13 protein-coding genes and 1 pseudogene are annotated in these 11051 nt (G+C 72.1%); 3 read left to right on the plus strand and 11 right to left on the minus strand.

What is annotated here, in order from left to right; all coding sequences use genetic code 11:
* Positions 1-263 (minus strand): FGGY family carbohydrate kinase (locus tag ABZ646_RS29205; RefSeq protein ID WP_360525113.1); only part of this gene is annotated, 263 nt, incomplete at its 3' end.
* 69 nt (positions 264-332) lie between these two features.
* Complete coding sequence (locus tag ABZ646_RS29210) at positions 333-1100, minus strand: IclR family transcriptional regulator (protein WP_360525116.1); 768 nt, start codon at positions 1098-1100, stop codon at positions 333-335.
* 248 nt (positions 1101-1348) lie between these two features.
* Between ABZ646_RS29210 and ABZ646_RS29215 the strand changes: the two genes are divergently transcribed.
* Positions 1349-1774, plus strand: coding sequence for an ATP-binding protein (locus ABZ646_RS29215; RefSeq protein ID WP_360525119.1), 426 nt, complete (start codon positions 1349-1351; stop codon positions 1772-1774).
* 107 nt (positions 1775-1881) lie between these two features.
* On the opposite strand, the gene ABZ646_RS29220 is transcribed toward ABZ646_RS29215, so the two are convergent.
* The 4 genes from ABZ646_RS29220 to ABZ646_RS29235 form a co-directional block, all read right to left on the minus strand.
* Positions 1882-3120 carry a PP2C family protein-serine/threonine phosphatase gene (locus ABZ646_RS29220; protein WP_360525122.1) on the minus strand — a complete coding sequence of 413 codons (1239 nt, stop codon included), beginning with the start codon at positions 3118-3120 and terminating at the stop codon, positions 1882-1884.
* Between the two features lie 97 nt (positions 3121-3217).
* Positions 3218-3976 carry an IclR family transcriptional regulator gene (locus ABZ646_RS29225; protein WP_360525125.1) on the minus strand — a complete coding sequence of 253 codons (759 nt, stop codon included), beginning with the start codon at positions 3974-3976 and terminating at the stop codon, positions 3218-3220.
* A 242-nt stretch (positions 3977-4218) separates the two neighbouring features.
* Entirely contained in the window at positions 4219-4563 is a 345-nt protein-coding gene (locus ABZ646_RS29230; RefSeq protein ID WP_360525128.1) for a hypothetical protein, read from the minus strand.
* A complete protein-coding gene (locus ABZ646_RS29235) occupies positions 4560-5021 on the minus strand; it encodes a cupin domain-containing protein (RefSeq protein ID WP_360525131.1) in 462 nt (153 codons plus the stop codon). Before ABZ646_RS29235 ends, ABZ646_RS29230 begins: the two co-directional genes overlap by 4 nt.
* 143 nt (positions 5022-5164) lie before the next feature.
* On the opposite strand from ABZ646_RS29235, the gene ABZ646_RS29240 reads away from it, so the two are divergent.
* Positions 5165-5785, plus strand: a complete 621-nt coding sequence (locus tag ABZ646_RS29240) for a TetR family transcriptional regulator (protein ID WP_360525134.1) — start codon at positions 5165-5167, stop codon at positions 5783-5785.
* A gap of 24 nt (positions 5786-5809) precedes the next feature.
* Here the strand turns inward: ABZ646_RS29240 and ABZ646_RS29245 are convergent, their stop codons facing one another.
* The 3 genes from ABZ646_RS29245 to lnt all read right to left on the minus strand — a co-directional run bounded on the left by ABZ646_RS29245 (position 5810) and on the right by lnt (position 8836).
* A complete protein-coding gene (locus ABZ646_RS29245; protein WP_360525137.1) occupies positions 5810-6622 on the minus strand; it encodes a 3-hydroxybutyrate dehydrogenase in 813 nt (270 codons plus the stop codon).
* Positions 6623-6675: 53 nt separating this feature from the next.
* Positions 6676-7155, minus strand: a complete 480-nt coding sequence (locus tag ABZ646_RS29250; RefSeq protein ID WP_360525140.1) for an NUDIX domain-containing protein — start codon at positions 7153-7155, stop codon at positions 6676-6678.
* A 67-nt stretch (positions 7156-7222) separates the two neighbouring features.
* Positions 7223-8836, minus strand: coding sequence for an apolipoprotein N-acyltransferase (lnt, locus tag ABZ646_RS29255; protein WP_360525143.1), 1614 nt, complete (start codon positions 8834-8836; stop codon positions 7223-7225).
* Positions 8837-9026: 190 nt separating this feature from the next.
* Here lnt and ABZ646_RS29260 point away from each other — a divergent pair, with 190 nt between their 5' ends.
* Positions 9027-10055, plus strand: coding sequence for an O-antigen ligase family protein (locus ABZ646_RS29260; protein ID WP_360525146.1), 1029 nt, complete (start codon positions 9027-9029; stop codon positions 10053-10055).
* A gap of 150 nt (positions 10056-10205) precedes the next feature.
* Here the strand turns inward: ABZ646_RS29260 and ABZ646_RS29265 are convergent, their stop codons facing one another.
* Both ABZ646_RS29265 and ABZ646_RS29270 read right to left on the minus strand, forming a co-directional pair.
* Positions 10206-10760 carry a hypothetical protein gene (locus ABZ646_RS29265; protein ID WP_360525149.1) on the minus strand — a complete coding sequence of 185 codons (555 nt, stop codon included), beginning with the start codon at positions 10758-10760 and terminating at the stop codon, positions 10206-10208.
* Positions 10761-10849: 89 nt separating this feature from the next.
* Positions 10850-11051, minus strand: a pseudogene (locus ABZ646_RS29270) (glutamate racemase); the annotation flags it as partial.

Below are 11051 nucleotides of genomic sequence, written 5' to 3' on the forward strand. Positions count from 1 at the left end.
GTCGTCTCCCGCTGGTTGGCCAGGCCGACGGCGGCGAGCTGTCCGGTGTCGACGGCCGTGCCGGCACCGGACAGGGCCTCGGACATCACACGGCGCAGGTTGTGCCAGATCTCGACGGCGTCGTGCTCGACCCAGCCGGGCTTCGGGAAGTGCTGCTGGTGCTCTCTCTGCGCGACGGACACCAGCCGCCCACCCCGGTCGAAGAGGATGCATCGGGTGGAGTTGGTGCCCTGATCGATGGACATCACATACCGTTCCACCATGATCGGGACCGCCTTCCGATGGTCGCGGGGAGGAGCGCGGGGAGCGCCGGGGCCGGAGGCCGGAGGTGTTTACCAGCGGGCGGCGCCCAGGTCTCGGGAGATCGCCCGTGCGGCCTCGCGGATCAGCGTGATCAGGTTGGGCCGGGGCCGGGCCTGACGGTCGCAGATCCTCTCGACGGGCCCGGAGAGCCCGATGGCGCCGACGACGAGACCGCCGTGGCCGCGGATCGCCACGGCCAGTCCGGCCTCGCCCATGCTCATCTCCTGTGTCTCGACGGCCCAGCCCGTCTCCCGGACCTCGGCGAGGGCCCGGGTGAGCGCTTCCTTGGTGACCAGAGTGTGCCGGGTGTACTGCTCCAGACCCGATTCGAGGGCGGCGTCGAGGGGTGCGGTCCCGTAGGCCAGCAGGACCTTCCCGAGCGAGGAGGCGTGCAGGGGGAGCAGCGCGCCCACGTCCAGGGTCTGCAGCGTGTCGTCCGGTCGGAACACGTGGTGGACGACGAGGACACTGCCCTCCAGGGGAGTGCCCAGGCGTACCGCCTCCCCGCTGCGGGCGGCCAGGGCATCGGCCCAGTTGATGGAACGCGACCGCAGTTCGTTGACGTCGAGGTAACTCGTGCCGAGGTGCAGCAAAGCAGCTCCGAGCTGGTACTTTCCGGTCGCCGCGTCCTGTTCCACGAAGTCCACGTGCTGGAGTGTGCGCAGGATGCCGTGGGCGGTTCCCTTGGCCAGCCCTAGGGAGGCCGCCACCTCGCCGAGCCCGAGCCGGCGAGGCCCGGCGGCGAGCAGGCGCAGAATCGCGGCCGCCCGTTCGATCGACTGGACCGGACCGGCCATGAAGCGAGCTTATTACCGCCGCGGCAGGTCTGCCGTGCGGGCGCCGCCGGGTGGCACCAGCCGGACGGCTGCGGCGGATTGGGGGCGGGCATCGGAGCTCCGCGGCCTGGACGGCGCGGCGTCGTTCGGTAATGCCGACCGACGTTCATTGACCGACGCGGGATGGCTCCTTAGCGTGCTACGAGGTCCGGCAGATGCGCCGAGGCGTGTGACGCGGGACCCGATGACCTCACCTCTGGAGACACAAGATGGCGGTACAGCTCAATACCCTGGTGCGGGAGGCAAGCGAACACGTTTTCCCGACGCCTCCCGTTCCCGGTGCCGTCTCCGACGTGCGCCGACGGGCGGGTGCGGTCCTGGCGGCCTGGAAGGTGTCCCCGGACGTCGTCGAGGACGCGCTGCTGGTGGTGTCGGAACTGCTCACCAACGCGATCGTCCATGCCCTGCCCCCGGCGGTGCTGCGGCTCTCCTGGATCCGCGACGCCGGACTCGGCACCCTGCACATCGAAGTGACCGACGCCGGCCCCTCCCGGGCGACGGGACAGCCGCCCGCGGGGATCGACCCGGACGAGCACGGGCGGGGCGAGGAGATAGTCCACGCGCTGGCCACCCGGTACGGCATGCGCACCTGCCGGCGCGGGGTGACCCGGTGGGCCGAACTGGTCGCGGTCTGAGGGCTCAGGCCGGCCCGCGGCGCGTCCGCCCGGTCACGCCCGCCTGGACCGCCTTCTTGTGTCAGGCCTTGCTCCAGACCCGGTGCGGGCCTGGTCCGAACCGCCTGTCAGCAGCCGAGGCGCGCCGGTGACGTGAAGCCCGTCCGCTCGGCCGGCGGGAGACCACCGCCTGGCGCCTCCACCGGCCCGACGGCGCACGCGGAGCGGTCCGCGGCCTGCATACGGAGCAGGAGCAGCGCGGCGTCGTCGTGCAGCCGACCGCCCACGTGCGCCAGCAGTTCGTCGTGGACCGCGGTGAGGACGTGTTCCGGTTCGTCGGACACATGGCGTGCCACCCCTTCGGCCAGCGGGTAGAACGCGCGCGCACGGTCGCGGGCCTCGGTGACCCCGTCGGTGTAGAGCAGCAACTGGTCCCCTTCGGAGAAGGGCAGGACCTCCAGGCAGGGGGACTCGCCGACGAGGGCGCGCAGGCCCAGGGGCGCGGCCGGCCGGGTCGTCTCGGCCGCGACGACCTCTCCCGAGGCGGATATCAGCAGGGGAGGCGCATGTCCGCAGTTCACCATCTCAAGCCGCCCCTCCCCCGGGTGCCCGACGACCACCGCGGTGACGAAGTCGTCGGGGCCCAGGTTGCGCGCCAGGCTCCGCTCGATCCTGCCGACGACGGCCAGGAGATCCGGCTCGTCGTAGGCGGCCTCGCGAAAGACCCCCAGGACCAGGGCGGCGGTGCCCACCGCGGGCAGCCCCTTGCCGCGCACGTCGCCCACGATCAGCCTGACCCCGTGCGGGGTGGACACCAGGGCGTAGAGGTCACCGCCGATCCGGGCCTCCGCCGCCGCGGCGCTGTAGCGGACCGCCACCCGGAACGGGCCCACGCTCTGCGGGATGGGCTGGAGCACCGCGTGCTGCGCGGCCTCCGCGACCGAGCGGACGGCGGCGAGTACCCGTTCCCGACGTCCCCGCAGCGCGCTGGCCAGGGCGCTCGCCAGCGTGACGGCCAGCAGGGCGGACAGGACAACGGCCAGCTCACGGGCCGGCACCCCGTCGCTGGCGCCGAGCGTCCCGCCCAGCGCCGCGGCGAGGAAACCTACGCACAGCACGCCGCGGAAGCCGTTGGTGCTGGCCGCCAGCGCCGGGCCGGCCGCGAGCAGCGGCAGCCAGAACAACCCCGAACCGCCGAGGATGTCGACGAACAGGACCCCGCAGACGAGCAGCACGGGCAGCACCGGGATTCCGGCGGCCAGCTGCGAGCCGGGGCCGCGGGACGCCGCTGCCCCCGGACCTGCCGCCCGCTTCCTGAACGGCCACGCCGGCCAGTGGTGGTCGCCATGCTCTCGCGCCTGCCTCATGTTCCGTCCGTAATCCTCACCTGCACGGAGTGCACTACCGACTTGTCCGTTTCATCCAGGAAAGAGGCTCGGTCGGCGCGCCACAAGAAGCGGATTTTCAGATAGTGAACGAGAGGCTTCTGGTCACCCGGTCGGCCGCCGGGAGCAGCCTGGCCCGCAGCTCGGGGAGCCGGGAGAGCCGTTCCGCCGGGAGCGAGACGCCGAGCGAGCCGAGAACGTCACCGCGGTAGATCGGCACCGCGACGCACACCGTGCCGAGCGCGTACTCCTCCAGGTCCGTGACGGCCGGCGCCAAGGGAGAGGTGTCGAGCTTGCGGAGCAGTTCCGGGAGGCTGGTGATGGTGCGGGGGGTCAGGTCGGCGAGATGGTGCCGGGAGAGGTAGTCGCGGCGCGCGTCGTGGTCCAGTTCACGCAGGACGGCTTTGCCCAGCGCGGTGGCGTGCCCGGCGTCCTCGAATCCCACCCAGAGGTCGGTCCGGGGCGCGCGGGGGCCGTCCACGATCTCGGCGACGCTGATCTCGCCCTCCTCGTAGAAGGTGAGGTAGGTGGCGGTGGACAGTTCGTCGCGGAGCGCGGCCAGGGTCGGGCGCACGCGGCTGAGCAGCGTCTGCCCGTGGCTCACGGTGTGCAGCGTCAGCAGTTTGTCGCCGAGGATGAACCCCCCGTCGTCCAGCTTGCGGAGGTATCCGTCGTGGACCAACGTCCGCAGCAGGTGGTAGGTGGTCGCCAGGGGCAGCCCTGTCTCACGCGACAGTTGCTTCGCGGGCGCGCCGTTCTCGTGCGCGCTCACCGCCTCCAGCAGACGGAAGGCGCGCTGCACGGACATGATGAGCGTGGGGCTCTCATGGACGCTCATGCCACCAGCGTGCGCCTGGCACCCACCGCTGGCAAGGCGCGACCCCGGCGGACCGTGCGGGGTCCCGTCCCGAGTCCCGTGTATTCCCGGAAATGAGAGCCGCGCATTTATCGCGCCACCCTGTGCCGCGGCTGTTCATTTGCAGGTCGCGATCCGCCGTGCCCACATTCTCCATCACCTCTCTTTCAGCTCGATCAGCCTCGCTTTTCGGACGCCGGATCCGCCGCGACCGTGGTCGACGCTCAGGCGGTGGCGACGGCCGTTGCGACGTGTACGGCGGTCAGGAGCGAGGCACCCGCGATCATCGTCCATTTCCGAGTGGCGACTCCGATGACGGCGTCGCCCACCTGGGCCGCGGCGGCCGCGCACAGGACGAGCGAGCCGGCGGGACCCGGCCAGGTGAGCGGTGCGACGAGGGCCGCCACCCCCAGGGGCACTCCCCTGGTCGCGTACATCCAGCCGTAGAAGCGTTCCCCGGCGGTGGGCGTACCGCTCTCACTGAGCGCCGCCGGGCGCACCCCTCCCACCAGCGCGAAAGCGATGCCGGCGACCGCGCCGACGGCGTTGGCGCCCAGGAGGACGTTCACGTGGCGTACTCGGTCGACGGTTCGGTGCCGTACTTCGTCCAGACCTCTGCGACGGCGTCGCGTGACAACGGCTGCCCGGACTCGACCATGGCCTTGAGGTCACGGAAGTACTGCACGTACAGGTCCGGAGTGAAGGTGTTGAGCATGACCGCCGTGTCGTCGGTCACGTTGGCGAACGTGTGCGGGGCGCCCGGCGGGACCATGACCCACGTACCGGCTCCGGCGTCGTAGTCGTCCTGCCCGACGGTGAACCGCACGCTGCCCGAAAGTATGTAGAAGCCCTCGTCGTGCTGTGCATGGCGGTGCTGCGGAGGACCGGCGGTGTGCGCGGGGATGGTGATCTCGGCCATTCCCAGGCGGTGATCGGTGTTGCTGCCGTCCTCGAGGATCCTGATCGTCGACGGGCCGTTGACGATGAGCTCACCCTCGCCGGGACCGGTGATCGACACCATGGCCATGAAGTCTCCCTGACTGGTGGGTTGCCAACGCCAGGACCCTATGAGCGATCCGAACCACCATGCAAGTCAACTCTCAAAAAAATAGTCAGCTCTCATTCTGGGGGCGCACCCGCTATGCTTTCGGTCGGCACGGAAGGATGATCATGGCCGAGCGGAGTCGCCCGAACGGGCTCAGCAACCAGATGGAACGCACCAGGTCGGCGATCGTCAGGGCCGCCCGCGACCTGGCCGACACCGGGGCGGAGATCACGATGCCGGCGGTCGCGGCCGAGGCACGGGTCTCCGAAGCGACCGCCTATCGCTACTTCCCCGACCTCCTCTCACTCCTGCGCGCCGCCGTGATGACGGAAGATCTGGTCGCGGTCCTGCGGTCGGCGACGCGCAGCGACGATCCGGTCGAGAGGATCGGTCAGGCCGCGGAGATCCTCGGCCGGGCAGTGCTGCGCAGGCAGGGGGCCGTACGGGTGGTCGTCGCCGCGACCATCGCGAAACCCTCGACGTCCAAGGACCGTCCCGCCCACCGCTTCGGACTCATCGAGCACGCTCTCGCCCCGTGGACCGACAGGTGCGGTTCCGCGCAGCGCGCGGAGGTGGAACAACTGGTCCGCGGCCTCGCCCTCGTGATCAGCGCCGAGTCGCTGTTCGCCCTGATCGACCTCTGTGGCCTGACCCCCGACGACGCGATCGCCGGCCTCGTGACCACCGCACGGCAGATGACCGCAGCGGCAGTCGGGGCCATTCCCACGAGACCCGCCACCGGCTGAACCGCCGAACGCTGACTGCGCTTCTCAGTGGGCCGTCCAGCCGCCGTCGAGCACCAGCGAGGTGCCCGTGACGAAGGATGCCCAGGGGCCGCAGAGATAGGCCACCGCCTCGGCGACCTCCTCGGGTTCGAGGAGCCGCTTGACGGCGCTGTCGGTCAGCAGCACCTCGGACAGCACCCGTTCCTCGGGAATGCCGTGCGTCCGCGCCTGGTCGGCGAGTTGCTCCTCGACCAGGGGGGTGCGCACATAGCCGGGGTTCACACAGTTCGAGGTCACCCCATGGGGCGCGCCTTCCAGGGCGGCCGTCTTGGAGAGCCCCTCCAGGCCGTGTTTGGCGGCCACATAGGCGGACTTGTAGGCGGAGGCCCGCAGCCCGTGGACGGACGACACGTTCACGATCCGCCCCCAGCCCTGCCCGTACATGTGCGGTAGCGCACCCCGGATCAGCCGGAACGGAGCCTCCAGCATCACGGTCAGCACGGTGTGGAAGACGTCCGGCGGGAACTCCTCGAGGGGACGCACCAGTTGGATGCCCGCGTTGTTGACGAGGACGTCCGTGCCGGCGGCGGCGCGCTCCGCCGCGTCCAGGTCGGTGAGGTCGAGGACGTGGGGCTCGACCGCGCCGGCCTCGGGTCCGAGGGCCCGCGCCGCGGAGTCCACCAGCTCGGCCAGCCCCGCCGCATCCCGGTCCACGGCTCTCACCCGCGCCCCGGCGGCCGCCAGACGCAGCACACAGGCACGGCCGATACCACCGGCGGCGCCGGTGACGAGGGCGGTACGGCCGTACAGGTCGAGGTCCGAGGTGTGGGCTCCCGGGCGGCCACTGGGCGAGCTCATGATCCGACCCTAGGCGGCCCTGCCCCGCCCCCGCACGGAGCCGGCACACCTCTTCAGCTGAAAGTCGTGGCGTCGAACCAGGTGGGCACGTCCGACATGGCCTGCTTGATCCGGAAGGTCCCGTGCTCGTTCAGTTCGGGCAGGGCGTCCACGTCGAACCAGGCCACCTCCACCGACTCGTCGTCGTTGACCCGGGCCGCACCGCCGACGGCCCGGCAGCGGAAGGTGATGTCCATGTACTGGCAGACATCGCCGTTGGGGTAGGTGACCGGGTCCTGCGCCTGGACGAGGACCACCCGCTCGGCCACGCAGCGCACCGCGGTCTCCTCGAAGACCTCCCGCACGGCGCAGGCCGCCGGCTGCTCCCCCGGTTCCGGAATGCCGCCGATGACCGACCACCTGCGGGTGTCGGTGCGGCGGCCCAGCAGCACTCTGCCGTCGTCGTCGAAGACGATGGCGGTGATCCCGGGCAGCCAGAGCAGCTGGTGGCCCGCCGAGGCCCGGACGGCGCGGATGAACTCAGGAGTAGCCATGAGCCGACCCTAGCCGCCCGGCGACCTCGGGCCGGCCGGGGCCACGGGGCGTACGGCGGGTGTACGGCTACGCGTCACCGGCGCGCCGACGGCGCAGGCCGGCCCCGATCGCCCAGCCCACACCGCCCGCGGCAGCCAGCACCAGGGCGATCTCGGGCAGGATCCCCAGCTCGGTCGCGGGTGTCCGGGAGGTGCGCAGCGGCACCTTCTGGACCAGGTAGGCGGGCACGAACATGCCGGTCTTCTGGGTGATCCTCCCGTCCGGCATGATGATCGCGCTGACCCCGCTGGTCACCGGCACGGTGACGGTCCGACTGTGCTCCACCGCGCGGATGCGGGACATGGCGAGCTGCTGGTAGGTCATCTCGCTGCGGTCGAAGGTGGCGTTGTTGCTGGGCACGGAGATCATCTCCGCACCGCGCGTGACCGTGTCCCGCACGTCCCAGTCGAAGGCGGCCTCGTAGCAGGTGGCGAGGCCCACCTTGGTGCCGTCGATGTCGAACACGCCGGGCTTGGTGCCGCGGCTGAAGTCCTGGCGGACCATGCTGGTCCAGTTCTTGTTGATGGCGCCGACCAGACCGCGCAGCGGGAGGTACTCGCCGAAGGGCTGGATCTGCCTCTTGTCGTAGGTCGCCGTCGGTCCCTTGACCGGGTCCCACAGGATCTGCTCGTTGAGCAGCTTGCCGTCGCGTTCGACGACCCCGCCGACCGAGATGGGCACGCCCACCGCCTTGGAGGCCTCGTCGATCACGGCCGCCGCGTCGGCGTCGGCGAACGGGTCGACGTCGGAGGAGTTCTCCGGCCACAGCACGAAGGCCGGCTTGGCGACCCTGCCCGCCTTGATGTCGGCGGCGAGCTTGAGCGTCTCCTTCACGTGGTAGTCGAGCACGGCCTGCCGCTGGGAGGCGAAGTCGAGGCCGGCCCGCGGCACGTTGCCCTGGATGAGCGCGACGGTCGCCGAGCCGTTCTCCGCCTTGTCGCTCACCAGCGTCCGCGCCGCGACCGCGCCCACCACGGGGACCGCCACGCTCAGCAGGGCCGCTGCCGCAGCGCCGCGCCGGATCTCACGCGTGCGCCGCCCCTCGACGGCGAGACGCCCCACCTCGTACAGACCGAACCCGCACAGGACGACCGCGAAGCCGAGCACCGGGGTGCCGCCCACCGCGGCGAGCGGCAGGAAGACGCCGTCCGCCTGACCGAAGGCGATCTTGCCCCAGGGGAAGCCGCGGAAGGGCACGCGTGCGCGTACCGCCTCGCCGGCGATCCACAGGGCGGCCGCCCACACCGGCCAGGCCGGCAGCTTGGAGACCGCGGCGACGCCCACCCCGACCAGGGCTATGAAGATCGCCTCGACGGCGACCAGCGCCAGCCACGGACCGGGGCCGACCTCGACGCCGGTCCACACCAGCAGGGGAAGCAGGAAGCCGAGTCCGAAGAGATAGCCGAGTCCGAGGGCCGCCTTCCAGGTGCGGCCGCGCAGGACCCAGCCGAATCCGGCGAAGGCGGGCAGGGCCAGCCACCACAGGGGGCGGGGCGGGAAGCTGACGTACAGCAGCACTCCGCTCAGGGCGGAGGCTGCGGCCGGAACCAGTCGGCGGAGCAGCGCGAGGCCGCGCGCACCGGGCGTGGGGCGTGGCGTGAGCTGGTCCGATCGGTCCACGGAAGTTGCGGTGACGGTCACTCGGGGAGTGTACGGCCGGGAGCTGTACGGCCGACAGCGCGGTCTCTGGATGCAGGAACCGCACTGTTCCCGCTCAAGTCGTCCACAAAGCGGGCATCGGCGGTTACGGTGTGGCGAGGCGGGCGGCGGGGGGCCGTCACACAGGTCGGGGGACCGTAGTGCGGGGGGGCGAACGGTGGGGTCGACCGGGATGACGTCCGCTGTCGGGGCGGACGCGGACAGCGACAGACGAAACGTTTCGGACGCGGTGGGCGTCCTGGTGCTCGGGGCCTGCGCCGGGTGGCCGCTGATCTCGGCGGCCGGGCGCGACGGAAGGCCCGAGGGCGTGCTGCTCGCGGTGCTCGCCGTGGCCGCGGGCTACGCGGCGGGCAGGATGTCCGGGGCGCTGCTGCCGGTGGCCGCGCCCTGCGTCGGCGCACTGGCCGGACTGGGGTTCGCTGTCACGATGCCCCAGGTGGCGTCGGGTCCCCAGGCCACGACTCCGCTCGGCCAGGCCGGTGCGGTCGCCGCGCTGCTGGCGCTGGCGACGGGCGGCGCGTGCTGTGCCGCCTGGGCGACGCCGGTTCCCGCGCTGCGACTCGGACTGCGCCTGCTGGCCGCCGGGATCGCGGTGTCCGGGTTGGCCCTCGGCTCGGCGGCCGGGTGCGCCGCCAGCGCGGCCGTACTGCTCTGCTCTCTCGCCGCCGGCCGGATGCGGCACCGGGGCGCGGGCGTCGCGGGGCTGGCGCTGGCGGCCGCGGTCGTGACCGGCACGGTCCTGGCGGTCGCGGGGAACGTCCTGCCGGCCGGACTCGCCTCCGCCCTGGAAGGCCCCCTCACCTCGCGCCGGGTCCGGCTGTGGCGGGACGCCCTGCGCCTCGCACACCGGAACACCGCCCTGGGGGTGGGCCCCGGTCGCTTCGGTGAGGTGAGCGGCTTGCCGTCCGACGCCCTGGCGCCCGACGGCAAGCCGCACTCCGCACTGCTCCAGCAGGCCGCCGAGCAGGGTCTGGTGGGCGGCCTGCTGCTGGCCGCCGCGTTCTGCTGGCTGCTCCATGCCCTGTGGCGCTCGCCCCGCGCCACCCCCGTGGCCCTCACCGCGGGCGCGGCGCTCACGGCACTCGCCGTGCTCGCCGCGGTCGGCGACGCGCTGAGTTTCACGACGGTGTCGGCGGGTGCGGGTCTGCTGGCGGGCCTGGCGACGGCACGCCCGTGGGCGACGGCCGTCCCTGGAAACTGAGGCGTACGGCGGGACGGCTCCGGACTCCGGTTCGGTGCCGTGCGGTGAGCGCGGGGCTGCGTCTGTCGGCGCGCCAGGTGTGATCGGACCCCACGGCCGCGCCGCCTGTGCAGCCGAGTGCCTGTGCGTCGGTCGAGCCTGCGGCCTGCTTCAGCGAGCGGCGCCCGGTGTGATGGTCCGCAGGCGTTCCCTGATCACATGCACCGCGGACTCTGCGTTGTCCACGGTGATCGTGAAGGTGTGGCCGTCCCACAGGCGCAGGACGATGCCCTCGCCACGGCGCACGACGACGGCCGTGCCCTTCTCGGGGCGCCAGCGGTAGCCCCAGCCGCCCCAGTGGCGCGGGGTGATCTGCGGGGAGAAGTCGGCACCGGCCACATGGGAGAGCGGGATGCGCCGACGCGGTACCCCTATGTGACCGCAGCGGACCTCGAGGCACTCCCTGTCGAGTCTCAGGTCGACGTGCACGAAGGCGAGGGTGCCGAAGAGGACCAGCAGTCCGGCGGCGATACAGCCGACGACGGACATCACCAGCGGGGCGCCCGAGGTCCACGCGGAGTCCACGGCCAGTTCGATACCGAGCGCCATGCAGGCCGCGCCGACCAGCGCCAGCAGCCACTGGACCCGGTTCGTGGCGCGGCCGGTCCAGATGTCGGGTTGCAGGCCGTCCTCGTCCGCGAGGTGGCCGTGGGGGTGGTCCCTCATACCCTTGAGACTACTCAGGTTTCGCTGCGCGGGTACCGCGTCGCGGAGGGTGACTGCTCACTTCGGCGGTATCCGCGGTCCGCGCGGGGTCACCGGGACACGGCGGGGTCGGCCGCAGTGACCGCCCGCAGCAGGCGGCCCTCGGCGTAGCTCAGCGCGGCCTCGGGCAGCTCACCCTCACGGCCGTTGAGCAGCACCGTCACCGTACCGGTGGCCGGTAGGCCGGGGGCGGCCGGCTGCGCGCCGATCCGGCGCAGCGCCTGGGCGGCCACGGCCCCGGCGGAGCCGTGC

It is taken from the genome of Streptomyces sp. NPDC007162, assembly GCF_040634175.1.
Taxonomy (GTDB): Bacteria; Actinomycetota; Actinomycetes; order Streptomycetales; family Streptomycetaceae; genus Streptomyces.

Coding starts and splice junctions, on each gene's coding strand:
- ABZ646_RS29265 (WP_360525149.1), bottom strand. CDS start 10,760: ATGAGGGACCACCCCCACGGCCACCTCGCGGACGAGGACGGCCTGCAA.
- ABZ646_RS29240 (WP_360525134.1), top strand. CDS start 5,165: ATGGCCGAGCGGAGTCGCCCGAACGGGCTCAGCAACCAGATGGAACGC.
- ABZ646_RS29245 (WP_360525137.1), bottom strand. CDS start 6,622: ATGAGCTCGCCCAGTGGCCGCCCGGGAGCCCACACCTCGGACCTCGAC.
- ABZ646_RS29215 (WP_360525119.1), top strand. CDS start 1,349: ATGGCGGTACAGCTCAATACCCTGGTGCGGGAGGCAAGCGAACACGTT.
- ABZ646_RS29235 (WP_360525131.1), bottom strand. CDS start 5,021: ATGGCCATGGTGTCGATCACCGGTCCCGGCGAGGGTGAGCTCATCGTC.
- ABZ646_RS29220 (WP_360525122.1), bottom strand. CDS start 3,120: ATGAGGCAGGCGCGAGAGCATGGCGACCACCACTGGCCGGCGTGGCCG.
- ABZ646_RS29210 (WP_360525116.1), bottom strand. CDS start 1,100: ATGGCCGGTCCGGTCCAGTCGATCGAACGGGCGGCCGCGATTCTGCGC.
- ABZ646_RS29260 (WP_360525146.1), top strand. CDS start 9,027: ATGACGTCCGCTGTCGGGGCGGACGCGGACAGCGACAGACGAAACGTT.
- ABZ646_RS29225 (WP_360525125.1), bottom strand. CDS start 3,976: ATGAGCGTCCATGAGAGCCCCACGCTCATCATGTCCGTGCAGCGCGCC.
- ABZ646_RS29250 (WP_360525140.1), bottom strand. CDS start 7,155: ATGGCTACTCCTGAGTTCATCCGCGCCGTCCGGGCCTCGGCGGGCCAC.